The 25,451-nt window shown below is 30.7% G+C and carries 22 protein-coding genes; 11 read left to right on the top strand and 11 right to left on the bottom strand.

Annotated features, from left to right (window positions below; translation table 11 throughout):
* Positions 1–16 precede the first annotated feature (16 nt).
* The 3 genes from KCTC32516_RS09530 to KCTC32516_RS09520 form a co-directional block, all read right to left on the bottom strand.
* Positions 17–1,180, bottom strand: a complete 1,164-nt coding sequence (locus KCTC32516_RS09530) for a porin (protein ID WP_301400186.1) — start codon at positions 1,178–1,180, stop codon at positions 17–19.
* A gap of 139 nt (positions 1,181–1,319) precedes the next feature.
* Positions 1,320–2,813 carry a bifunctional metallophosphatase/5'-nucleotidase gene (locus tag KCTC32516_RS09525; protein ID WP_301400185.1) on the bottom strand — a complete coding sequence of 498 codons (1,494 nt, stop codon included), beginning with the start codon at positions 2,811–2,813 and terminating at the stop codon, positions 1,320–1,322.
* Between the two features lie 137 nt (positions 2,814–2,950).
* Positions 2,951–3,808, bottom strand: a complete 858-nt coding sequence (locus tag KCTC32516_RS09520; protein WP_301400184.1) for a hydroxymethylglutaryl-CoA lyase — start codon at positions 3,806–3,808, stop codon at positions 2,951–2,953.
* 164 nt (positions 3,809–3,972) lie between these two features.
* On the opposite strand from KCTC32516_RS09520, the gene KCTC32516_RS09515 reads away from it, so the two are divergent.
* A complete protein-coding gene (locus KCTC32516_RS09515) occupies positions 3,973–4,827 on the top strand; it encodes a hypothetical protein (protein WP_301400183.1) in 855 nt (284 codons plus the stop codon).
* Between the two features lie 153 nt (positions 4,828–4,980).
* Here the strand turns inward: KCTC32516_RS09515 and KCTC32516_RS09510 are convergent, their stop codons facing one another.
* The 3 genes from KCTC32516_RS09510 to pheT all read right to left on the bottom strand — a co-directional run bounded on the left by KCTC32516_RS09510 (position 4,981) and on the right by pheT (position 9,229).
* Positions 4,981–5,595: a LysE family translocator gene (locus KCTC32516_RS09510; RefSeq protein WP_301400182.1), complete on the bottom strand. Its 615-nt coding sequence runs from the start codon at positions 5,593–5,595 to the stop codon at positions 4,981–4,983.
* A gap of 74 nt (positions 5,596–5,669) precedes the next feature.
* Positions 5,670–6,731: a quinone-dependent dihydroorotate dehydrogenase gene (locus tag KCTC32516_RS09505; RefSeq protein WP_301400181.1), complete on the bottom strand. Its 1,062-nt coding sequence runs from the start codon at positions 6,729–6,731 to the stop codon at positions 5,670–5,672.
* A gap of 71 nt (positions 6,732–6,802) precedes the next feature.
* A complete protein-coding gene (gene pheT / locus KCTC32516_RS09500) occupies positions 6,803–9,229 on the bottom strand; it encodes a phenylalanine--tRNA ligase subunit beta (protein WP_301400180.1) in 2,427 nt (808 codons plus the stop codon).
* Positions 9,230–9,325: 96 nt separating this feature from the next.
* On the opposite strand from pheT, the gene KCTC32516_RS09495 reads away from it, so the two are divergent.
* On the top strand, positions 9,326–10,528 hold the full coding sequence (locus KCTC32516_RS09495) for a peroxiredoxin family protein (RefSeq protein ID WP_301400179.1): 1,203 nt from the start codon (positions 9,326–9,328) through the stop codon (positions 10,526–10,528).
* Here KCTC32516_RS09495 and KCTC32516_RS09490 read toward each other — a convergent pair whose 3' ends face one another.
* Entirely contained in the window at positions 10,529–11,719 is a 1,191-nt protein-coding gene (locus KCTC32516_RS09490; protein ID WP_301402751.1) for a THUMP domain-containing class I SAM-dependent RNA methyltransferase, read from the bottom strand.
* 100 nt (positions 11,720–11,819) lie between these two features.
* On the opposite strand from KCTC32516_RS09490, the gene KCTC32516_RS09485 reads away from it, so the two are divergent.
* Together KCTC32516_RS09485 and KCTC32516_RS09480 are read left to right on the top strand one after the other, a co-directional pair.
* Complete coding sequence (locus tag KCTC32516_RS09485) at positions 11,820–12,548, top strand: class I SAM-dependent methyltransferase (RefSeq protein WP_301400178.1); 729 nt, start codon at positions 11,820–11,822, stop codon at positions 12,546–12,548.
* Complete coding sequence (locus KCTC32516_RS09480) at positions 12,548–13,225, top strand: ZIP family metal transporter (RefSeq protein WP_301400177.1); 678 nt, start codon at positions 12,548–12,550, stop codon at positions 13,223–13,225. The genes KCTC32516_RS09485 and KCTC32516_RS09480 overlap by 1 nt, the downstream gene beginning before the upstream one ends.
* A gap of 7 nt (positions 13,226–13,232) precedes the next feature.
* On the opposite strand, the gene KCTC32516_RS09475 is transcribed toward KCTC32516_RS09480, so the two are convergent.
* Together KCTC32516_RS09475 and KCTC32516_RS09470 are read right to left on the bottom strand one after the other, a co-directional pair.
* On the bottom strand, positions 13,233–14,468 hold the full coding sequence (locus KCTC32516_RS09475) for a TonB-dependent receptor (protein WP_301400176.1): 1,236 nt from the start codon (positions 14,466–14,468) through the stop codon (positions 13,233–13,235).
* A 117-nt stretch (positions 14,469–14,585) separates the two neighbouring features.
* Positions 14,586–16,781, bottom strand: coding sequence for a RecQ family ATP-dependent DNA helicase (locus KCTC32516_RS09470; protein WP_301400175.1), 2,196 nt, complete (start codon positions 16,779–16,781; stop codon positions 14,586–14,588).
* A gap of 161 nt (positions 16,782–16,942) precedes the next feature.
* Here KCTC32516_RS09470 and KCTC32516_RS09465 point away from each other — a divergent pair, with 161 nt between their 5' ends.
* Genes KCTC32516_RS09465 through lptB form a run of 4 tightly spaced genes read left to right on the top strand, consistent with a single transcriptional unit; the run spans position 16,943 to position 19,842 of the window.
* The gene (locus tag KCTC32516_RS09465) at positions 16,943–17,911 is read left to right on the top strand and encodes a KpsF/GutQ family sugar-phosphate isomerase (protein WP_301400174.1); all 969 of its coding nucleotides are present in this window, start codon (positions 16,943–16,945) and stop codon (positions 17,909–17,911) included.
* Positions 17,912–18,724, top strand: a complete 813-nt coding sequence (gene tatC, locus KCTC32516_RS09460; RefSeq protein WP_301400173.1) for a twin-arginine translocase subunit TatC — start codon at positions 17,912–17,914, stop codon at positions 18,722–18,724.
* Positions 18,714–19,064 (top strand): carboxymuconolactone decarboxylase family protein, encoded by a 351-nt coding sequence (locus KCTC32516_RS09455; protein ID WP_301400172.1) that lies wholly within the window; start codon positions 18,714–18,716, stop codon positions 19,062–19,064. The genes tatC and KCTC32516_RS09455 overlap by 11 nt, the downstream gene beginning before the upstream one ends.
* 43 nt (positions 19,065–19,107) lie before the next feature.
* On the top strand, positions 19,108–19,842 hold the full coding sequence (lptB, locus tag KCTC32516_RS09450) for an LPS export ABC transporter ATP-binding protein (RefSeq protein ID WP_301400171.1): 735 nt from the start codon (positions 19,108–19,110) through the stop codon (positions 19,840–19,842).
* An 84-nt stretch (positions 19,843–19,926) separates the two neighbouring features.
* Here lptB and KCTC32516_RS09445 read toward each other — a convergent pair whose 3' ends face one another.
* A complete protein-coding gene (locus KCTC32516_RS09445; RefSeq protein WP_301400170.1) occupies positions 19,927–20,670 on the bottom strand; it encodes a CDP-alcohol phosphatidyltransferase family protein in 744 nt (247 codons plus the stop codon).
* Positions 20,671–20,781: 111 nt separating this feature from the next.
* Here KCTC32516_RS09445 and KCTC32516_RS09440 point away from each other — a divergent pair, with 111 nt between their 5' ends.
* The 3 genes from KCTC32516_RS09440 to KCTC32516_RS09430 are packed head-to-tail and all read left to right on the top strand — an operon-like array spanning position 20,782 to position 24,089.
* Positions 20,782–21,777 (top strand): YheT family hydrolase, encoded by a 996-nt coding sequence (locus tag KCTC32516_RS09440; protein ID WP_301400169.1) that lies wholly within the window; start codon positions 20,782–20,784, stop codon positions 21,775–21,777.
* Positions 21,778–21,834: 57 nt separating this feature from the next.
* Positions 21,835–22,905: a putative type IX sorting system protein PorV2 gene (locus KCTC32516_RS09435; protein ID WP_301400168.1), complete on the top strand. Its 1,071-nt coding sequence runs from the start codon at positions 21,835–21,837 to the stop codon at positions 22,903–22,905.
* 5 nt (positions 22,906–22,910) lie between these two features.
* On the top strand, positions 22,911–24,089 hold the full coding sequence (locus KCTC32516_RS09430) for a lipoprotein N-acyltransferase Lnb domain-containing protein (protein WP_301400167.1): 1,179 nt from the start codon (positions 22,911–22,913) through the stop codon (positions 24,087–24,089).
* Here KCTC32516_RS09430 and KCTC32516_RS09425 read toward each other — a convergent pair.
* Positions 24,069–25,451, bottom strand: a complete 1,383-nt coding sequence (locus KCTC32516_RS09425) for an exopolysaccharide biosynthesis polyprenyl glycosylphosphotransferase (protein WP_301400166.1) — start codon at positions 25,449–25,451, stop codon at positions 24,069–24,071. The two genes, KCTC32516_RS09430 and KCTC32516_RS09425, sit on opposite strands and share 21 nt — an antisense overlap.

Raw genomic sequence — 25,451 nt, 5'->3', positions numbered from 1 at the left:
TTAGTATTCTTTTTTCTTAGAACCAAATTCCGAATCCTAAGTTTAATTGTTTTACCGTTTCAGTACCCGGAATTGCAGTATTCTTAAATTGATAATCTGCTTTAAATGCTGCTCCTGTAGCAACTTTATACGTCAACCCGAAAGTTATCTCGTTTCTATCGTAACTTAAGTTTTGCGCTAAATTTCCTTCTGTAGAAGCATGTGTATTAAAATCTTCATAACGAACAAACCCAACCAACTCTTGTTCTTTTTCTTGTGATAATAAATTATAAGCACCCTCTACATACCAACCTTGCAAAGAAGATCCTAAGTCAGATCCATAATACGTATTGTATGCTTTACTGTCTGTAATATTTGTATGAATAAACTGTCCACGAGCCGAAAAACGTTTGTATGCATAACGCGCATCTAATCCAAGCATAGCAACACCAACATCAGCGCCTGCAATATCTTCAATCGACTTATCAGACTGAGTTCTTCCAAAATAACCAGACAAACCTAAACGCAAACCTGGCAATCCGTAATAATCTAATTTACCAGAAAAGTTTACGCTGTTAATTATAGACTCTGCTCCTTTTTGTCTTCCGTTTCTCAATCCATTTGAGCCCCCTAATAATTTACTCCCATTTTTAGAAGCAAATCCATTAAACATATATACTTGATAACGCAATGATGCTTCATTGTACTTTCCAGAAATTCCTAAACCAATTTCTCTCCAAGTTGTTGGTACAATTGATTTGTCCATGCTTGGTCTTTCTACTCCGTTAAAAGTTGTTGGTTCGTGGTATTCATTTATAATTCCCATTGGCACTAACATTAAACCAGCTCTTAGATTTACGTTATCACTTAAAGAATACTGTAAAAAAGCTTGTTCTACAGCTATTTCATTAACGTGTTCAAACTCTAATTCTGTTATAAATTGAGTTCTTTCATTAAATTTGTAACCAAGCAATATTACAACTCTGTGTACATCTAATATTGCATTTTTCCCTGAAGCATTGTTGTAATGCGTTTCTGCATAACCTCCAATAGTTAATCCCTTTTGATTTAAATTAGAAGTTAAAATTCTTTGAGCAGCATTTACCTGTTTTTGAGGGTCTGATGTTATGCTGTCTTGTTTTACTTGTGCAGTTAATCCGATTGATAAACTTACGATTGCTAAAAATATAATTCTTTTCATTTTTATTTAGATTAATTATAAATAGTTTTAAATAATGCCGCAAAAGTAGCATCTCTTTTTAATTTAAAAAAGTTTATTTAGAATTATTTTAAATAAAAAATAATAAAATGAAGTAAAAGATTGAAAAACTGTTATTTACCTATAAAGATTTTAAGTATAAAATTACAGCATTTCTAATATCAAACGAAATATCTGTAACAATTGGTTGATATATAGAAAGTACTTCTTTGTTTTTTTCTGATAAAAACGGAATGTCAAATCCTTTTAAAAGGTAATCAGAGAAAGCAACTGTATATGTTTTATTTGGATTGATTGCCTTTGATTTCACCAACCATTTATTGTTGATTTTCTCTACATTATATCGTTGTAAATAAGCACCTGTTCCTGCTGCTTTTTCTCCATATTCTAAAACTCTTAACAACAGACTTCCTTTGATTTTTACTTTTAAAACTGCTCCGCCATAAGGCAATACTCTAAAAATATCAACCGCTGTAATATTTCCATCTAGTTCATCATCAATTCTAATAGAACCGCCGTTAACCAAAGCACAATCTACGTTATCATCAAAAGAAAAAGACATCGATTTGGTAATCAGTTCTCCCAAATTAGTTTGTACACTTCTAATTGATTTATCTCTTCCGTCTAATGGAGTTTCTGCATTAAAAATAACCTCCGTTGGATTTTTTATAGTCTCTTTTATTTTGTTGTTTAAAATAGTTTCCCATTTATTTACTACTTCTCCTACTCTTTTATCTGCAACAATTGATGAATTGATTTCTTTTAATTCTGATTGAACAGTTACTTTTTTTGTTTTTGTATCAAACGAAATTCTATGAATATAAGCAGTTTTTGCATTTGCATCCGCTTTTGCGACAAAGGAATTTCCAACAGAAACTAGCATATTTGTATGTTCATGTCCGCCCATAATTAACGGAATATTTGGCAATAATTTTGCAATTTTCGTGTCTTCTGCAATGGTTACATGTGTCAAACCAAAAACAACATCAACCTTGTCTTTTAGATCGTTATACGAACGTTCTGCTTCTTCAAAAACATCTTTATAAGTAACAAAGCTTCTAGGATTAGAAGGTACACAAACACTGATAAATCCGACTTTTATTGTGGTTCCGTCTGCATCCGTAAATTCTTTGATGAAAGTTTCGTTTACACGATTGTGTTTGTTTGTAAAAGGAGCTGTTTTTCCGTCTTTATTTTCTAAAACGTTGCCCGTAATCCAATTAAAATTACTTTCGTCCATACGTTTTTGCAAATCGTTGGCACTTAAATCAAATTCGTGATTTCCGAATGCCACCAAATCAAAATTCATCGCATTCATGGTTTCTATCATTTGTTTTCCACGAACTCTTTCTCCGTTGTATTTTATAGTTCCTAATAAAGACGGATTTAAAAAATCGCCCGCCATCACCAACATGGTATTTTTATTTTCTTTTAATAATTGTTGATGTACCGTTTCTACTCTTGCCATTCCACCAAATTCGCCACCTTGAATCGGAGCAATTTCATATACATCATTTACTTGTAAAAATGTAAAATCTATTTTTCCATCCTCTTTAGAACAAGAAAGAAATAAGATGATTGATAAAAAGTATAAAATTGATTTTATTGATTTCATTGTGATCTTTATTTAGTATTATAAGACCTTTCGGCTACGCTCAAGGTGACAACTTTTAAACTTTATAAACCTTTGTGTCTTTGCAACTCTGCAACTTTGAACCTTTGAATCTTTGGACCTTTTGAACCTCTGTAACTCTACCCAAAAACATTCATTGCAACATTATAAGCACTTTCAAAACGCATTGGTTTGATGCCGGTTTCAACTTTTTCTGCTGTAAAATAAGACAACATTTTTTCTGTCGGCATGTTTCCTGTCAAATCATCTTTTGCCATTGGGCAACCGCCAAATCCCATAATTGCACCATCAAAACGATGACAACCTGCTTTGTATGCTGCATCAACTTTTTCTTTCCAAGTTGTTGGTGTTGTGTGTAAATGTGCGCCAAATTCTATTTGTGGATACGCTGGAATTAAATTAGAAAATAAATACTCAATTACTTCTGGAGTTGAACTTCCAACCGTATCTGAGAGCGATAATATTTTAACACCCATTTTAGATAATTTCTCTGTCCATTCTCCCACAATTTCAACATTCCAAGGATCTCCGTACGGATTTCCAAATCCCATTGATAAATACGCCACCACTTCTTTATTTGACTTGTTGGCGATGTTTAAAATTTCATCCAACGTTTCTATAGATTCTGCAATAGTTTTGTGTGTGTTCCGCATTTGAAAGTTTTCTGAAATTGAAAACGGATAGCCCAAATAATCAATTTCTTCAAACTGAGCGGCATCATTTGCGCCACGAACATTGGCAATAATTGCCAACAATTTACTTTGGGTTGATGACAAATCTAATTGAGAAAGTACTGCTGCGGTATCTCGCATTTGCGGAATCGCTTTTGGAGAAACAAAACTTCCAAAGTCAATCGTATCAAAACCTACACGCAATAACGCATTGATATAGTTTGCCTTGTCTTCTGTGGCAATAAAATGCGATTTTATTCCTTGCATTGCGTCACGTGGACATTCTATAATTTTGACTTTTTTCATCGAAGAATCAAAGATAACCAAAGCTTTGGATTTTTAGAAATTAATTTAGCTTGTTTCTAAACTCCTTTTTGATTAACTTCGCTAACTCCTGATATAAAACATTTATGCTGAACTAGTTTCAGTATTAAAACGTTCGATATCATTAAAGTTAGCAAACATAAAAAATGAAGGAATTTATAAATAACTTTTTCCAAGCCTCAAATGAAAGATTGAAAAACCCTTTAATTTTTTCATTCCTTATTTCTTGGATAGCATTTAATTGGAGACCGATTTTTACACTATTCATATCTGAAAAAAATATTGAGGATAGAATAATTTATATAACTACCAATTTTAGTGAAATTAAATTCACACTTTACTATCCATTAATTGTGAGTTTAGGTTATGTAATTTTACTTCCTTACTTTACTTGGTTCATTGAAAAAATTGTTCGATTTGCAAAAAGTGGACGAAAAGAAAACCTTGTAAATGAGCAAATCTCTGATTTAAAAGGAAAACAGAAAATTGCAAAAGAAGAAAGAAAATACGAGCAAGAAAAAGCAGGAAATGTTGAAATTTCAGAATTAAACACCAAAATAGAAGAACTTACTCTAATTAATGAGGAAAAACAAAAATCAATTGAGAGTTTGAAAATTGACTTGACAAATTTAAAAAAAGAAAAAAACAAACTTGAACAATATATAAATTTAGAAGATCCTGATGATTTAGAATATTCGGATGACATTAAAAATAAATTAGACAAAGAATATGAGGACTTTTTAAAGACAGAAGTATCAACATATTTTGAGAAAATTGGAACTGAAATTAGCCAATTTAAATCAATACCCAAAGACACCGAAGTAATAATAGTTGAGAAACTCATCTATAGTGGATTAATAAGAAAAGTTGATGACGATGAAAATCAAAGAACATATTACCTATTAACTAAAAAAGGAAAGTATTTTTGGAAAAATTATGTATTATCTAAAAACATAATGACTCAACAAGAATGGGAATCACAAGATGAATTACCCTTTTGATATAAACGTTTGCTAACACCTCATATAATTTATGCTTAAATTTGAACTAGTACAAACGACAAACATTCAACTAACGATTTGCTACGTCCGAAAAATCTCCGATTTTCCAGTCGCACAAATCATATAAAAACTCGTTAGCGAATCTCCAAAAAACTACTTCAAAATAAAAATCGCAATTGCTACAAACACTACAATTTGCGTCCATTTTAAATACAAACCAACATTTTTATGGCTTTTAATGTAAGTAGAAATTTTACCAGCCAAAATTGCAATCGTAGAAAATATAAGTAGGGAAACAAACATAAATATAAGTCCCAACACATAAAACTGAATTACGGTACTTAAAGAATCGCTAAACAAAAACCCAGGAAAAAAAGCCAAAAAGAAAATGGACACTTTTGGGTTTAATACATTCATTATAAATCCTTGTTTAAACAATTGTGTAGTTGATTTTTTAGCCACATTGTCTTCAGAAAAAGCAATAGAAGCATCCGATGTATACACCTTATACGCCAAATAAATTAAATAGATGGCACCAAATAATTTAAGAGCAAAAAACAACGATTCGCTTTGTTTTATAAGTGCCGAAACTCCAAAAGCCAATAAAGTTGTGTGCACAATACAACCAGAAATTAAACCGTAAACCGTTGCCAATCCGTACTTTTTCCCGTTAACAATACTTTGTGTTAACACATACATATTATCGGGTCCTGGAGAAAATGCCAATGCAGTTGTAGCCAACGCAAATGAAAGTAAGGTTTCTATCATTTAATTTGTTTTGAGATTGTCTCTTCGAGCGCAGTCGAGAAGTCTTTTAGGTTTCGCCTGCGCTCAACCTGACGCTATTGTTGTTTTAAAATCGCTTTGTTAATTTTCTTAATTAAACTCGGACCTTCGTAAATAAAACCTGTGTAAATCTGCACTAAATCTGCGCCAGCATTTATTTTTTCTAAAGCATCTTCTGCAGAATGAATTCCTCCTACTCCAATAATCGGAAAAGATTTGTTAGAATTGTCCGCTAAATATTTAATGACTTTGGTGCTTTGTGCTTTAATTGGTTGTCCGCTAACTCCGCCACTTCCAATTTCAGCTAAACGCTTTGTAGAAGCTTTTAAGTTATCTCTATTTGTTGATGTGTTTGATGCAATGACGCCGTCAATTTTTGTTTCTGCAACCAATGCTATAATTTCATCTAATTGCGTATTGTTTAAATCTGGTGCGATTTTAAGTAGTATCGGTATAAGACCTCTCGACTCCGCTCGAGGTGACAAATAAGCTAATTCTGTATTTAGCTGTTGACACGCAGTAATCAACTCAATTAAATAATCTTTATCATTCAATTTTGCATGACTTCCAACATTCGGACAACTAACATTCAACACAAAATAATCTACATACGGATGTAAGGCTTTAAAAACTTCACAATAATCTGAAGTGTAATTTTCTGGTAAAGTATCTGTATTTTTTCCTAAATTTCCGCCAATAATAACTTGACCTTTGTTCTTTTTTAAGTTGTTGATGGCAGCTTCAATTCCGTCATTATTAAATCCCATTCTGTTGATGATTCCTTGATCATCTTTTAAACGAAACAACCTTTTTTTAGGATTCCCAATTTGTCCTTTCGGTGTCACAGTTCCTATTTCTATAAAACCAAATCCGAAGTTTGCCAATTCGTTGTAGATCACAGCATTTTTATCAAAACCTGCTGCCAAACCAACTGGATTTTTAAAAGTAATTCCAAATAATTTTCGTTCTAAACGTTTGTCGTTTACTTGAAACATACTTCTGATGATTCCGGGTACAAACGGAATTTTATGTAAAAATCGAATCACAGAAAATGTAAAATAATGTACTTTTTCTGGATCAAAAAGGAATAAAATTGGTCGTATAAGTAGTTTGTACATCTTTTTTGTCTGGTCGAGCGGACATTTATTAATTTTATTTATAAAAAAAGCTCCAAAAAGGAGCTTCATATTTATCTTAAAACAGCTTCTAAGTTTTGTTCAAAAGTTGCTTGTAATTTTTGCATTATTTTATCAATCTGCTTGTCTTCTAAGGTTTTATTTTCGTCTTGCAACACAAAACTCACCGCATACGATTTTTTCCCATCAGGTAGTTTATCGCCTTCGTAAACATCAAACAAATCAACTTCTTTTAACAAACTCTTTTCTGATTGAAAAGCCAAGTTGTAAATTTCTTTAAATGTTTTTCCGTTGTCTAATAATAAAGCCAAATCTCTTTTAACTGCAGGGAACTTTGACAAATCAGATACTTTAATTTTCTTGTTACCACACATTTTTAAAACATTATCCCAATTGATATCAGCAAACAACACTTCTTGTTTAATTCCGAATTCTTTTAAGAGAGAACGTTTTACAACTCCAAAATCTACCAATTTAATTTTTCCTAAACTCAAGGTAATTCCTTCAGAAAACACATCCGATTTTATTGGTGCAGTTTTAGCATTGTTAATTCCTAATCGCTCTAAAACAGTTGTAATAATTCCTTTTACATAAAAGAAGTCAGAATTTTGCGAGACGGTTTTCCAACTATCTTTAGTTCTGTTTCCTGTTACAAACAAGGTTAAATGTTTGTCTTCTTGATATTTTTCGTTGTATTTATGATACGTTTTTCCAAATTCATACAACTTTAATGCGTTGTTCTTTCTGTTGATATTATACGCAACCGATTCTAATCCGCTAAACAATAAAGATTGGCGCATCACTTTTAAATCGGTACTCAACGGATTCAACATTTCTACGTTGTTCTCTTCGTTTAGATTTTCTGTTAAACCAACATAATCTACTTTTGTCAACGAATTTGCCATAGTTTCATTAAACCCTAATGAACTCAATTGATTGGCAACCATATTCTCAACTTTAACTTCTTTGTTGATGTCAAAAGAAATTGAGGTGTTTAATTTATGAGAAAACTCAATATTATTATAACCGTACACTCGTAAAATTTCTTCAATAATATCAGCTTCACGCTGCACATCAACTCTGTAAGACGGAATTGTTAAACCTAATCCACCTTCTGTTTCGCTACTAATTTTAATTTCTAAAGAAGCTAAAATGTTTTTAATCGTTTCTCTTTCGATTTCTTGTCCGATCAAACGATCTACATTTTCGTACGCTAAAAACACTTGGAAATCTTCAATTTTCTCTGGATAAAAATCCATGATGTCTGAAGCCAATGTTCCGCCCGCATATTCTTCAATTAATAAAGCCGCACGTTTTAACGCATATTTTGTTAAGTTGATATCGATTCCTCTTTCAAAACGGAAAGAAGCATCGGTATTTAACGCATGTCTTTTTGCTGATTTACGAATAGAAACTGGATTAAAATAAGCACTTTCTAAGAAAATACTAGTGGTGTTTTCTGTAACTCCAGAAGCCAATCCACCAAAAACACCCGCAATACACATCGGATTTGATTCTGCATCACAAATCATAAGATCATCAGCACTTAATGATCTTTCAACTTCGTCTAAAGTTGTAAATTTTGTTCCTTTTGGCAAGGTTTTTACTAGAACTTTATTTCCTTTAATTTTTTGTGCATCAAAAGCGTGTAAAGGCTGACCTAATTCATGTAACACATAATTAGTAATATCAACTATATTATTTTTTGGCGTTATTCCGATAGATTTTAAACGATTCTGAATCCATTCTGGAGCATCTTTTACTTCTAAATCTGTAATTGAAATTCCACAATAACGCGGCGCTAAATCTTTATCTTCTACTTCAACATCAATCTTTAATTTTCTTTCATCTACGTGAAAATTACTTACAGAAGGAGAAATTAATTCAATGTTAATATCTTGTTGCATCAAACCAGCACGCAAATCTCTAGCCACACCAAAATGACTCATAGCATCGGCTCTATTTGGAGTTAATCCAATTTCAAAAACTTCATCTTTTTCGATATTAAAAACTTCTGAAGCTGGAGTTCCAGGTTTTAAATTAGCATCTAAAATTAAGATTCCGTCATGAGAACTTCCCAATCCTAATTCGTCTTCGGCACAAATCATTCCGTGACTTTCTTCTCCTCTAATTTTTCCTTTTTTGATTTTAAACCCTTCACCTTTTTCGTCGTACAATGTCGTTCCGATTTTTGCAACAGGCACTTTTTGTCCGGCAGCAACATTTGGTGCGCCACAAACTATTTGAACGGGTTCACCAGAACCAAGGTTTACTGTAGTTACTTTTAATCGGTCTGCATTTGGATGTTGTACACAAGTCAACACTTCTCCAACTACAATTCCCGCTAAACTTCCTTTTATTGATTCTTTTGTTTCAATCCCCTCTACTTCAAGCCCTAAGTCAGTTAATAACTCTCCTGCTTTTTGTGCTTCCCAGTCAATCTGTAAAAATTGTTTTAACCAATTGTAAGATATCTTCATGTCTCTTTTGTCAAATTCAAGTGCAAATTTAAGTAAATTATCTTTATTTTAAGAGTTAAATTAGTAAGTTTATACCCTAGAATACAAACAACTTTTATGAAAATTTTATTTACATTTTTACTTGCTTTACTTTTAACATCTTGCTCAAAAAAAACTAAACTAGAATCAGGTGTTTATAGAGCTCAACTAAAAGTTCAAGATAATCAGCAATTGCCTTTTATCATGAATGTTATTAATGATTCTTTAATAGAAATCTATAATGCAACAGAAGTAATAACTGTTGATGAAATTAGCTATAAAAACGATTCTGTAATCATTAAAACTCCAGTTTTTGAAGGATATATAATAGCAAAGGTTTCGAAAAAAGGACTAACTGGTAGCTTTATAAAGGAGAGTTATGATATGATAATTCCATTTAAAGCAATTAAAGGCTCTGAGCGTTTTAAACAAAACACAAATGCAAAACATACTATTTCTGGCAATTGGGAAACTGTTTTTAATACCAATAGTACTACTAAGCGTTATGTTGCCAAAGCTGTTTTTAATCAAACCAATAATAAAGTTACAGGTACTTTTAAAACTACAACAGGAGATTACAGATATTTAGAAGGGATTGTTGATGGAGACTCTTTAAAGCTATCTACTTTTGATGGTTCGCGTGCATTTTTATTTGTAGCTAAAATCACTGATTCTACAATGGTTGGTGAATTTTATTCTGGGAATCAATTGAAAAAACCATTTATCGCAAAATTGAACAATGCATATAAATTGCCTAGTACGAAAAATCTAACTTATTTAAAAGAAGGGTTTGATGCTTTAGAATTTTCTTTTCCGGATGAAAACAACAATTTTATATCACTCTCTGATAATCGGTTTCAACATAAAGTTGTAGTTCTACAAATAATGGGGAGTTGGTGTCCGAATTGCCTTGATGAAAGTAAATTCCTTGCAAAATATTATGAGCAACATAAAATGGAGAATATAGAAATACTTGCACTTGCTTTTGAAGTTGCAAAAACGAAAGAACTTGCATTTAAAAGAATAAAGCGTTTACAAGAGCGTATTGGAATTAAGTACCCTATACTTCTAGCTCATTTTGGTTCTGAAAACAAAATTGAAGCACATAAAAAACTACCCATGTTAAATCATATTATTTCTTTCCCAACTACTATCTTTATTGACAAGAAAGGAAAAGTAAGAAAAATACACACAGGGTTTAGTGGACCAGCAACTGGACAAAATTATATTGATTTTAAGAATGAATTTGAAGCGTATATAAACACGTTATCAAAAGAATAATTAATCTTCTAAATCTGTTTCTGGGATTTCACGTTCGTCAGAACGTACTTTTCTTGTTCCAGCATAAATATCATAACGAACCAAACGACAATCTAAATCTCCATTTTTAAGTGGAATTCTTTTCGAAGTTCGCAAACCAACATGTTTTAAAGCTTCTAAGTCTGAAGTGATAAACCACACTTTAGAATCTGGATATCCGTTTTTTAATGTGTCTCCAATTTTCTTGTAAAATTCTTCAGTATCAATATTTAATCGTTCGCCATAAGGCGGATTAAACAAAATAGTGGTGTTACCAAAAACTTCTTTTTTTGAATTGAAAAAATTAACATGATGCACGCCAATAAATTCATCTAAATTTGCATTTTCGATATTGTCTTGTGCTTTTCTAACAGCAGATGGTGCTTTATCAAATCCCATAATTTTAAAATGAGAACTACGGATTTTCTTCAACAATACATCTTGAATTAAAAAATACAAATCTTCATCATAATCTTTCCAGTTTTCAAATCCAAAATGTTTTCTGTTGATATTTGCGGGAATATTATTCGCAATCATAGTTGCTTCAATTAAAATAGTTCCAGAACCACACATAGGATCGATGAAATTTTCATCACCTGTATAACCAGAAAGCAACACCAAACCCGCAGCTAAAACTTCATTAATTGGTGCAATATTTGTTGCCGAACGATACCCTCGTTTATGCAATGAATCTCCCGAAGAATCTAAAGAAACCGTACACCATTCTTTCTGAATATGTACATGAATTTTTAAATCTGGATATTTTAAATCTACATTGGGTCTTCTGCTATATTTATGTCTAAAATAATCTGCGACTGCATCTTTAGATTTTAAGGTGATATAATGAGAATTTGTCGTAAAATGTTTTGAATTTACAACTGCTCCAATCGAAAAAGTTCCGTCTACATCTAAGTAGTTTTCCCAGTTTATTTTTTGCAAACTTTCGTACAAATCTTCTTCATCATACACTTTAAAAGACTTGATTGGTTTTAATATTCTAATGGCAGTTCTTAACGCAATATTTGCTTTGTACATAAAGCCTTTATCGCCTTTAAAAGAAACATTTCTGATTCCAACTACAACATCTTGTGCTCCTAAATTTCGCAATTCAGTTGCCAACACTTCTTCTAAACCAAACATGGTGGTCGCTACCATTTTAAAATCTTTATTCATATTCATTCTGCAAAAATACATTTTAATTTGTGAATGAATCTCTTAAGAAAAGCAAAATTATCCTATTAAATTTCAGTATTTTTGCAATCGAATTTTACTTATGAACACAAAAAAAGATTGGTTTACCTCGTGGTTTGATACTCCTTTTTATCACACGTTATACAAAGATAGAGATGATACTGAAGCGCGTATTTTTATGCAAAACATCACTGCCTTTTTACAATTAGATCCAGAAACACACATATTAGATCTTGCTTGTGGTAAAGGAAGGCATTCGGTGTTTTTAAATTCTTTAGGCTATAAAGTAACCGGAGCGGATTTGTCTGAAAACAATATTAAATATGCTACTTCATTTGAAAACGAACGATTAAATTTTGAAGTGCATGATATGAGAAGCCCGATTGAAAATAAGTACGACGCTATTTTTAATTTGTTTACTAGTTTTGGGTATTTTGAAGATGATCAAGAAGATATTAAAGTGCTAGAAAACATAAAAAAGGGATTGAAAGAAAATGGAATTGCAGTCATCGATTTTTTAAATGTTGTTGATGTAAAAAAGAATTTGGTTGCAAATGAAGTAAAGTCTATTGATGGAGTCGACTTTTTTATCCATAGAAAAATTGAGAATGGTTTTATTATAAAAGAAATAAAATTTACAGCTGATGGAGAGGAGCATTCTTATTTTGAAAGAGTTAAATATTTAGATATAGAAAAATTTATTGCTTATTTTAAAAAGGCTGGATTAAAAATAAATCATATTTTTGGTAATTATTCTTTATCAGCATATGATAAAGAAACGTCTAACAGATTAATTTTTGTAGTATCGTAATGAGTTATGTATTGTTAATTTTTTCGGTTTTATTTGGCTCATTGGTTGTTTTACTTTTTAAACCATCAAACAAAATTACACGCTTATTATTATCTTTTAGTGGTGCTTATCTACTGTCTGTTACTATTTTACATTTAATGCCAGAAGTTTTTATTGAAACAACGGATACAAAAAGAATTGGTATTTTTATTTTAGCAGGAATCATAATTCAGTCCGTTTTAGAATCGTTTTCTAAAGGTGCAGAACACGGACATATTCACGTACATTCTCATGACACTAAATTTCCGTTACTCCTTTTTATCAGCCTATGTATTCATGCTTTTTCTGAAGGAATTCCGATCCATTCAGAAGATGTAAATTTATTATGGGCAATTGTAGTACATAAAATTCCGATTGCCATCGTATTAACCACTTTTTTTATACGTTCAAAAAGTTCAAAAACAACAATATTTATCTGTTTAGCACTTTTTTCTTTGATGAGTCCTTTAGGTATTTTTGCTGCGGATAACATAGGATTCTTTTCAAAATATCATACAGAAATTACCGCATTAATAATTGGAGTATTTTTACATATCTCAACCATCATATTGTTTGAAAGCTCTGAAAACCACAAATTTAATCTACAGAAGTTTATTGCTGTTTTACTAGGTATTTTGGTAACTATTTTTACACTTTAGAAGCTAATTAATCATCTCCAAACCTTGGATTTACAACGGTGTTAAACATAGATCCAAATGTGTAACTAAAACCAACATTAAAGAAATAATTATACCCTGATTTTAGTTGCTGTTGCTGTAGCAGAATTTCTTCAACAGTTAGATTACCAGCAGGTAAATTAATTTGATTGTTTGTAATGTTATAATTTCCGCCAATATTAAACCTAAACCCTTTAAAAAGTCTCACTCTTGCTCCTAAGTTAAAAGAAAATTGATTCAATGATGTATCATGTAAATAGCTTTCATATCTAATAGATCCATTAATATTACCCCAAGTCTGTCTAACACTAGCTTCCAGGCTTAAAGAATGATTCCATAAAAATTCATCTATTTTACCAAAAACTGTTTTTTCTATATATTCTGTATAATCTCCGCCAATTCTATAGGCTAAGGTTAATTGCTTTTTAAACGATTCCTTATAATCAAAAAAGTTGTATTCAATTGCTGGTGCTAATTTTGCATATAAACTTTTATTTGAATAATCAGAACCTCCAAAATAACTAAATACCCCAGCTGACCAATGATTATTTAAACTAAAAACGCTGTATAATGTTACATTCCTATTACTATTATTATATATTTTATCTGGCTCTCCGTTAAACTTATAGACTTGTTTATTATTACCATACCTCAATCTAAAAATGAATTTATTTTTCTCTGTTATTCTTCTTGCGGATGCATTAAAGTTTAAATTGCTATTGCTATATGTTTCTTGTCCACTAAAAAAACCGTTGGCTCCTAATCTAAAAACCCAATTATTCCAAGGATCTACTTCTTCAAGCGCATTTGTTGGTTTTGCCTTTTTTATAGAAATAGAAATTTCGTCTTGCAAACCTAATTTCAACCAATAACGCACCAACCCTAAACGAATGTTTTTCAGCATTAAACTACGGCTCTCGTCACTTGTTGTATCTGAGTTTGTTGAATACGTAATTTTATCTTTAAATTCTTTATATTCATTTTGTCCAACAATATCTATAACATAAACTCTTCCTCCACTTCCACTTCTTTGGCTGGTAAAAAACAAATATACATCAGCAAAATTTTCATCTCTAACAAATTCAGCGTGCTCTAAGTTTTGTTTCAAATAAGATTGATCACAAAAATTACAGTTTAAAAAAATATTAAGTTTTGATTCTTTTTCTTGAGAGAAAATTGGAGAAAGTGTTATCAATAATAACACGAATAGTGTACTTTTTTTCATTAACATATTTTTATTTTTACGAAGCGAAAAGTACAATTACCGTGCCTTAAAAATGTTAAGAGTATGTCAAAGAAGTGTTAAAAATAAATAATTGTTATTTAAAGTGTTAGTATCTAATCAATTAGCTACTTCATTTATGAATTTAATTCGCATTAGTCGCAATTCTTCTTCGTCATAATCACCATCAAATTCATCTAAAGCCTCTTGTATTTTATCAGATGTAGCCTCCATAAAGTAATCAAAAATTTCTTCTTGTTGTTCTTCATCTAATAAATCATCTAAGCTATAATTGATGTTTAATTTGGTGCCGGAAAAGATAATTGCTTCCATTTCTTTAATCAATTCTTCCATGTTTAATCCTTTCGACTTAGCAATATCTATTAAAGGCAATTTTCTGTCTGTATTCTGAATAATATATAATTTTAAACCAGAATTTACACCTGTACTTTTTACCACTAAATCATCGGGTCTTAAAACATCATTTTCATCAACATATTTTGCTATCAATTTTATAAATTCCGTTCCATATTTACGTGCTTTTCCTTCACCTACACCATGTACATTCGCTAAATCTTCTAAAGAAATTGGATATTTTAATGCCATATCATCTAAAGATGGATCTTGAAAAACAGCAAAAGGCGGAACACCTAATTTCTTCGCGATGCTTTTACGCAAATCTTTTAACACTGCCATTAATTTATCATCTACACCACCAGCATTTCCTTTGGTATTTGTAATGATAGAATTGTCATTCTCACTAGAATACGTGTGATCTTCCGTCATCATAAAAGATGTTGGAGAATCAATAAAATCTAATCCTTCTTTTGTGATTTTAATCACACCATATTGCTCAATTTCTTTACGCAAATATCCAGCAACTAACACTTGTCTAATCAACGCTTTCCAATAGGTATTTTCTTTGTATTTTCCAATACCAAAAAATGGCTGACGATGCGTTCTATGAGAAGTTAACATGGCGTTTTCTTTACCAATGATAGTACTAACTAAATCTTTTGCTTTGTACTTTTCTTTTGTATCTCTAACAACAGTAAGTAATTTTACAACTTCCTCTTTCGCTTCGTGTTTTTTCTTAGGATTTTTGGTGTTATCATCTAACGCTGCTCCTAATCCATTTATTTCATCAAATTCTTCACCAAAATAATGTAAAATGTATTTACGTCTATTCATAGAAGTTTCTGCATAACCAACAACTTCTTGTAATAAAGCATGACCAATTTCTTGTTCGGCAACAGGTTTGCTTGCCATAAATTTTTCTAGCTTTTCTATATCTTTATATGCATAAAATGCTAAACAATATCCTTCTCCTCCATCTCGTCCTGCTCTACCGGTTTCTTGATAATAACTTTCTAAACTTTTAGGAATATCATGATGAATTACAAAACGCACATCTGGTTTGTCGATTCCCATTCCGAATGCAATGGTTGCTACCACAACATCACAATCTTCCATCAAAAACATATCTTGATGTTTTACTCTTGTTTTAGCATCTAATCCTGCGTGATACGGAACTGCTTTAATTCCGTTTACTTGTAAAACTTGTGCAATTTCTTCTACTTTTTTTCTGCTTAAACAATAAATAATACCAGATTTACCAACGCGTTGTTTTACAAATCGAATGATATCTTTATCGACTTCTTTTGTTTTTGGACGTACCTCGTAAAATAAATTGGGTCTATTAAAGGATGCTTTAAACGTTTTAGCATCAGAAATGCCTAATGTTTTTAAAATATCTTCTTGTACTTTTTCTGTAGCCGTAGCAGTTAAACCAATAACAGGAACATTATCAATTTGTTTAATAATGGTTCTAAGATTTCTATATTCTGGTCTAAAATCATGTCCCCATTCAGAAATACAATGCGCTTCATCAATGGCTACAAAAGAAATTTTTTGAGTTCTTAAAAAAGTTACGTACTCTTCTTTTATTAAAGATTCTGGGGCAACATATAACAATTTTGTAATTCCGCTTTCAATATCGCTTTTAACTTGAGCTACATCTGTTTTATTTAAAGATGAATTTAAAACGTGTGCAATTCCTCTATGTTCAGAAATACCACGAATGGCATCTACTTGGTTTTTCATCAAGGCAATTAAAGGAGAAACAACAATTGCTGTTCCTTCGCTCATTAAAGCTGGTAATTGATAGCATAACGATTTTCCTCCACCAGTTGGCATTATTACAAAAGTATCTTTCTTTCGTAAAATGCTTTTAATAACTTCTTCCTGTAAACCTTTGAACTTATTGAATCCGAAAAACTTTTTTAACGGTACATATAAATCAATTTCATCACTCATAATAATCTATCAATCTGGGTGTTTGTTAGTGTTTGTTTAAAAACCAATTTTTGGTTTGGGTCTATCATTATTTATAGTAAATTTGTAGATGCAAATAAAAAGTGTTTTCTACAATATTTTAAAGATATAACTTTTTTTTTTACTACTAAAATTATAAAACGTTGAAAGATTTTAATTCCATCATTACTACCGCAAAAGAAACGATTCTTACAGAAAGTAATGCTATTGCCAATTTAGTAAATTTTATTGATGACCATTTTGAAGCATCCGTTAAATATATATTAAATTCTAAAGGAAGAGTTGTTGTTACCGGAATTGGAAAAAGCGCCAACATTGCTACAAAGATTGTTGCAACGTTTAATTCTACAGGGACACCAGCTATTTTTATGCATGCTGCGGATGCAATTCACGGAGATTTAGGAGCTATACAAAAAGAAGATGTAGTTATTTGTATTTCTAAAAGTGGCAATACGCCAGAAATTAAAGTTTTAGTGCCATTGATTCAGAATTACGGAAATAAAATTATTGCAATTACGGGTAATGTAGATTCCTTTTTAGGAACAAATGCCAATTTTACTTTAAACACTTTTGTAGAAAAAGAAGCCTGTCCAAATAATTTAGCTCCAACTACAAGTACAACCGCACAATTAGTGATGGGAGATGCTTTGGCTGTTTGTTTGTTAAAATTAAAAGGTTTTTCTAGCAATGATTTTGCTAAATTTCATCCTGGCGGAGCATTAGGAAAGCGTTTGTTTTTACGTGTTTCTGATTTGATAAAAAACAATGAAGTTCCGAAAGTAGATAAAAACAGTAGTATTTCTAAAGTAATTGTAGAAATCACAGAAAAAAGATTGGGCGTTACGGCAGTTATAGAAAATGATAAAATTGTTGGAATAATAACCGATGGAGATATTCGTAGAATGTTAAGTAAGTCTACAGAAATAAATTCGTTATCAGCAAGTGATATTATGTCTAAAAACCCTAAAACTATTTCTGTAAATGCGATGGCTATTGATGCTTTAGAAGCTCTAGAAGCTAATGATATCACACAAATTTTAGTTACAAACGACACTGCAGATTATTTAGGTGTTGTACATTTACACGATTTAATTAAAGAAGGTATTTTTTAAATGAGTGATGAACCAAAAGAAATGTCTTTTTTAGGACATCTAGAAGAATTACGTTGGCACTTGGTTAGAAGTTCTGCTGTAATATTTGTTTTTGCAATTGTGCTTTTTATTTTTAGAGAAGAAGTGTATAATGATTTTATCATCGCACATACTCATTCTGATTTTGTTACCTACAAGTTTTTTTGTAAAGTATTTGGAAGTATTGGTATTGATAGTAGTTTTTGCGACATTCAAATTCCAAGTAAATTACAAGCATTATCGTTAACTCAACAATTAATGAGTTCTCTTTGGGTTTCCTTTATTTTAGGAATCATCCTTGCGTTTCCTTATTTATTATGGGAACTGTGGCGTTTTATATCTCCTGGTTTACACAAAACAGAAAGAAGAAAATCTAGAGGTTTTTTATTCATTGCCTCTTTTCTTTTTTTTATTGGAGTTGCATTTAGTTATTATGTAATCATGCCAATGTCTGTTTCATTTTTCTACGGATATCAGATTAGCGAAAACATTGTAAATAATTTCACATTAGATTCTTATATTAGTTTATTTACCAATACAATGATTGGTATTTCTTTAGTTTTTGAATTACCAGTTGTCATTTATTTCTTATCAAAATTAGGATTGGTAACTCCATCTTTTTTAAGAAAGTACAGAAAACATGCGTTGGTTTTAGTGTTAATTTTATCCGCAATTATTACTCCGCCAGATGTTGCGAGTCAAATAATTGTTTCCATTCCAATATTAATTTTATATGAAATCAGTATTTATATTTCTGGTTTCGTTTTAAAAAGACAGTTAAAAAATGCCAAATAAAGTTGAAGAATTTAACGACTATCGTCAGAAAATGAACAATAAACTCTTAAGTAACGACAATAAAGTTATTAAGAGAATTTTTAATTTAGACACCAATGCTTTTACAGAAGGTCATTTGCCCGTAAAAACAAAAGAACTTCTAGGGTTAGTTGCTTCTGCTGTTTTGCGTTGCGATGATTGTATTGCATATCATTTAGAAACAGCTTATAAGAAAGGTGTTACAAAAGAAGAAATGATGGAAACAATGTCTATCGCAACTTTAGTTGGTGGTACAATTGTAATTCCGCATTTACGTAGAGCGTACGAATTTTGGGAAGCTTTAGAGCAAAACGATTTATAATTAATTTAAGAGTTCACAAAATCACAATTAGTATATTTGATACATGATATTAAAAGCAGATAACATTGAAAAAATATATGGAAGCCGAAAGGTAGTTCAAGGAATTTCTTTACAAGTTTCTCAAGGAGAAATTGTTGGTTTGTTAGGTCCAAATGGCGCCGGAAAAACCACTTCTTTTTATATGATTGTTGGCATGATAAAACCCAACGCTGGTCATATTTATTTAGATGATGAAGAAATTACAAAAGATCCAATGTACAAACGTGCTCAAAAAGGAATTGGCTATTTGGCGCAAGAAGCATCTGTTTTTAGAAAATTATCTGTAGAAGAAAACATCATGTCTGTGTTGGAATTTACTGATAGAACAAAAAAAGAACGCAAAGAAAAATTAGAATCTTTAATTGAAGAATTTAGTTTAGGTCATGTTCGTAAAAATAAAGGTGAATTGTTATCTGGTGGAGAACGAAGAAGAACAGAAATTGCGCGTTGTTTAGCTTCTGATCCAAAATTTATTTTATTAGACGAACCTTTTGCTGGAGTTGATCCAATTGCCGTTGAAGATATTCAAAAGATTGTGGCTCAACTTAAAAACAGAAATATTGGTATTTTAATTACCGATCATGATGTACAAGCTACTTTGGCAATTACAGATAAAACTTTCTTAATGTACAACGGAAGCATCTTAAAAGAAGGAACTCCTGAAGAATTAGCTGCAGACGAAACTGTACGTAAAGTATATCTTGGTAAAGATTTTGAATTGAAAAAAAGAAAATTTTAGCATCTTAGATGTTTTCTATTTGATGTCAGTTCGAGTGTCACGCTTTTGGACGTGATGTATCGAGAACAAATTGTATAAAATAAATTACACTGTTTTCTTACTCAAATTACTTCCTACAGAAAGCAACACATACAAAATGATTACTAACGGAATCGCAATTACTTCTAAGGTTAAAATCATGATTAGTGAAGCTACTAGAAAAAGGTATTTCAAAAGATTTTCTTTGACGCTATAATTCTTAAATTTAAAAGAAAATAACGGAATTTCAGCATTCATCAAATAACTTAATACTAACGTAATTCCTATTAAAAAATAATTGTTCTGCACCAAATCAATAAAAAATTGATTGTCAGAATATAAAGGAATTAAAGGCAATGCAAGTACAAACAAACTCATTGCTGGCGTTGGCAATCCAATAAAAGAATCAGATTGACGTTCATCAATATTAAAGTTTGCCAAACGGTAACAAGCTGCAAGCGTTAAAATCAAACCAAAATACGGTAAATAACCAGTGCTAAATGAAGCAATATGTAACGTGTCTGCTGTTTTGTCAAATAAATCTAATGCGTTTTCTTGCAACAATGTATACATTACAATTCCAGGAACTACTCCACTTGTAACCATATCGGCCAATGAATCTAATTGTTTACCTAACTCGCCAGAAACATTTAGCATTCTTGCAAAAAAACCGTCAAAAAAATCAAGAAGAATTCCGATTGTTACAGACAATGCAGCAATTTCATAATTTCCATTTACCGCAGCAATTGCCGCAATAGTTCCAAATAATAAATTTCCTAAAGTAATGATATTCGGAATGTGTTTTTTCATCTTGTTTGGTTGCTTTTTACAAAACAAAAATAAGGAAATCAATTTGCTCTTTTTTCAATTTCTTTCTTTTTTTATCATCTTTGTTTTCTAAATTGCTTTAAAAAATATTTTATGCCACTATTTACTTCGGATTTTAATCCTTCTTTACCGTTTAGAAACGGACATTTTAATACAATGTATCGTCCGCTATTTATGAAAGAAACCTGTGCTTATTCTAGAAAAAGAATTTTTACTTGGGACAATGATTATATTGATTTAGATTTTTCTAAAGCAAACTCAAATACATTGGCTATTTTAATTCACGGTTTAGAAGGAAGCTCAGAATCGAAATACATTCTTTCTACAGCAAACGAGTTAAATGGAAAAGGAATTGATACTGTTTCGTTTAATTTGCGTGGTTGTAGCGGAGAAGATAATTGGTTGTTAGGAACCTATCACAGCGGAAAAACAGAAGATGTAGATTTTGTTGTTAAGCATTTATTAGATACTTATGATTATGAAAACATCCTTATTATCGGATTTAGTTTAGGCGGAAATTTAACCTTAAAATATATGGGAGAATATTCAGAAAAACTTTCTCCAAAAATAAAAGGCGCTATTGCAACGTCTGTACCAATTGATATTACAAGTTCAGAGTGTGAAATGGACAAATTAAAAAACAAATTGTATCTCGAAGAGTTCTTAAAAACCATCCGATTAAAAATACTAGAAAAATCATATAAATTTCCAGAGTTTAAATTAGATAAAGACAAACTTTTTAAAGCAAAACGATTTAAACATTTAGAACATTTATATACCGTTCCGGTTTTTGGTTTTAAAAGTCCAGAAGATTATTGGCAAAAAGCAAGTTCAAAACCCTATTTATCAAAGATTAACAAACCAACATTATTAATAAACGCCAAAGATGACTCGTTTTTAAGTCCAGAATGTTTTCCAAATGAAGAAGCTGGCGATTCAGAATTTTTCTTTTTAGAAACGACAAAACATGGCGGTCATGTCGGATTTATATCATCTTTTAAACAACATGAAAGCAGATGGTTAGAAAAGCGAATTAGCCGTTTTATAGAAGAAAATATTCAAATCCAGATTACACAAACAATATCTTAGGTTAACACTAGTTATTACAATAGGATTTTAGATATTTGTAATTAGCAATTGTATATTTTGAAAAAACCTTTTATCTTTCTTTTTATTTTCTGTTCACTTCAAATAACAGCGCAAACATTTAGAAATTATTCGAACGAATTTTTAAATATTGGTGTTGATGCTAGAGCGCTAGGAATGAGCAAATCGGTTGCTGCTACAAGCAATGATGTAAACGCAGTTTACTGGAATCCTGCAGGTTTAATGAATTTAGAAGATTACGAAGGGGCATTAATGCATGCTTCATACTTTGCAGGAATGGCAAATTATGATTTTGCCGCAATTGCGTTACCAATTGATGATCAAAGTGCTGTTGGAATTTCAGTAATCAGATTTGGTGTTGATGACATTTTAAACACCACTGAACTTATTGACAGCCAAGGAAATATTAACTTTAATAGAATTAGTTTGTTTTCTGCTGCTGATTATGCTTTTACTTTTTCGTACGCTAGAAACTTAATTTTTAAAGACATGTATTTTGGTGTAAATGCCAAAATTCTTAGAAGAGTTATTGGCGATTTTGCTTCTTCGTGGGGAGTTGGGTTTGATGCTGGAATTCAGTTTGAAAAAAATGAATGGAAATTTGGGTTAATGATTAGAGATATTACAACAACTTATAATACTTGGAATATCAATACGGTAGAATTTGATAAAATTAAAAATTCAACTCCCGGTCAAAATCAAGAATTACCAGAAACTACAGAAATTACAAAACCCAAAATACAACTCGGTGTTGCACGAAAATTTAGAGTAGCAAGAGATTTCCATTTGCTAACAGAAATCGATTTAAACATGCGTTTTGCGCAAACTAACGACATTATTTCTTCAAGTGTCATAAGTGTAGATCCCACTTTTGGATTCGAATTAGGTTATACCGGTTTGGTTTTTTTGCGTGGCGGAATTGGAAATATTCAGAACACAACGCAGTTTGACGGAAGTAAATCAGTCTCTTTACAGCCAAATTTTGGCGTTGGATTTACCTACAACGGAATTCAAGTTGATTACGCTTTAACAAACATCGGAAGTGTTGGAAACGCATTGTATTCAAATATATTTTCAATCAAGATAGATTATAAATTTTTTAGAAATTAGTAACTATGAAAACAAAAATTATTGCTTTATTTCTGATGTTGTTTGTCGTTCAACTTACATTTTCTCAGTATAAAAAATTATCAGAAAAAGCTGAAATAAGTATTATTACTGCGGGTCCAGGAAAAGTGTTGTATGAAGGTTTTGGTCATAGTACAATTAGAGTAAAAGATACTGATTTTGATACTGCTTACAACTATGGGATTTTTGATTTTAATGCACCACACTTTTACTTAAACTTTACGAAGGGAAAACTATTATACAAGTTACAAAGCTATCCTTTCTTTTATTTTCTTAGAAGCTATCAAGCTAATAAACGTTGGATAAAAGAGCAAGTTTTAAATCTTAATCAACAAGAAAAACAAAAGTTTTACGAGTATTTAGAGAACAATGTAAAACCAGAAAATGCAACATATCTATACGATCCTTTTTTTAACAATTGTGCAACAATCTTAAGAGAAATAACAGAAAAAATTTTAAAAGATAAAGTTGTTTTTAAGGAAAATCATATTGAAACAAATCAATCTTTTAGACAGTTAATGAATGCTGAAATCCCTTGGAATACTTGGGGTAGTTTTGGAATAAACTTAGCACTAGGAAGTAAATTAGATAAAATTGCAACGGCAAAACAACACATGTATTTGCCAGATTATGTGTATAGTGGGTTTAAAAATGCAATAGTAAAAAGAGGAGCTGTTTCTGAAAATTTAATTAAAAACGATCGCTATATTCTAAAGTTTCAAGAATTAAAAATTAAACCTTCCTTTTTCAATCCGTTTATCGTTTTTACATTAATTTTACTACTTGGGATTTTTATCACCTATAAAGATGTAAAAAGAGAAAAAAGAACAAAATGGTTCGATTTTTTCTTGTTCTTTTCAACAGGGGTTATTGGAATTATAATTGCATTCTTATGGTTTTTTACCGATCATTCTACTACTCCAAACAACTTTAATTTTTTATGGGCATTTGCTCCAAATATAATTGTAGCATTCTATATAGTAAAAGGAAACCCTAAGTTTTGGGTAAAAACATATGTAAAAGCACTTGTTGTTTTGCTTTTAATTATTCCGATAATTTGGATAGGAAAAATACAGTTATTCCCATTCGCAATTTTGCCTTTTATACTGCTTTTAGGAATTCGTTTTTTATTTTTATCTAAGGGTTTATTGTCCTCTAAAATATAAAACAATAGATATCGTCTTAATAAGTATTTTAAAATCTAAAAAAGAACTTCTTTCTTTAATATAATACAAATCGTATCTTAATTTAGTTTCTTGTTCTTCAATGGTACTTGCATACGGGTAATTAACTTGTGCCCAACCTGTTAAACCAGGTTTAATAACATGTCTTATGGCATAAAAAGGAATTTTATCTTCTAATTCAAAAACAAACTCTGGTCTTTCTGGTCTAGGGCCAATTAAGCTCATATCCCCTTTTATAATATTTATAAATTGCGGAAATTCATCCAATCGAGTATTTCTTAATATTTTCCCGAATGTTGTAATTCTTGTATCATTTTTTTGAGCCCAAACAGCCCCGTCTTTCTCGGCTTCTTTAATCATAGACCGAATTTTAAAAATCTTAAATGTTTTTCCTTGATAACCAACACGCTCTTGAGTGTAAAATAACGAACCTCGATTACCAATTAAATTTCCAATCAATATAAATGGAATTAAGAAAGCAAAAAACACTAAACCCAAAATAGATAGTATAAGGTCTAATACTCTTTGAGTAAAATGATAAAATCTATTGTCATTATTTACACTAAAATTTATTTTTTTATAAAAATTATAATCTAAATATTCTTTAGGAATTCTTTTTGTAGCACTTTCATAATAGGTTTCAAAACTTTTTATACTTACCCCTTTTTCAAAAAGTAAAATTATTTCTTTATTTAATTTTTTAACTGTATCACTAGAAAATTTAGAAGTAGAAATTACAATTTCAGTAACTAAATTGGTGTCTACAATTTTTAATAAATCAACAGTTTTAGCATTGTAAAAATTAGTTAATCCCTCAATTTTCTCATTAGAAACATAACAAGTAATATTTTGAAAATTCTCAAACTTTATCAGTTCTATTAGCTTTTCTTTTTTTGATGCATGTCCAATTACAATAATGTTTTTAAAATATTTAGGTGAAAACAACAACGATATGTATAAAAATCTCCAAAAGATAGTTGGAATAGCAATCAACAAGAAAAAATAGAAAACCTGTAACCTATTACCTGGTAGAGATGGAGTTATAAACGGAGAAAAAATATAAAATAATGTTGTAATTAAAGAAGTAACTGCTATTCCTCTAATAACCAAAAATCTATTGTTAGCTACTTTTAAATTATAAAGCTGAAAGACTTCTCCAAACAATAAAAAATAAATTACTAAAATTAAAAACCATTTATAAATTAAATCACTTTTAATGTTTATGTATGTAAAATCTGAATATTTCGATGCAATAGTTAGGCTTAAAACTATGGTTAAAACATCAAAAGTTCTAAGCATTAATTTTCTTTCAGAAATATCTAAAAAAGGTGGTTTTTTAGCCAT

Origin of the sequence: Polaribacter huanghezhanensis, assembly GCF_030444335.1 — a bacterium.
Classification (GTDB): Bacteria; Bacteroidota; Bacteroidia; order Flavobacteriales; family Flavobacteriaceae; genus Polaribacter; species Polaribacter huanghezhanensis.
This window is presented reverse-complemented; position numbering and strand designations above follow the sequence as displayed.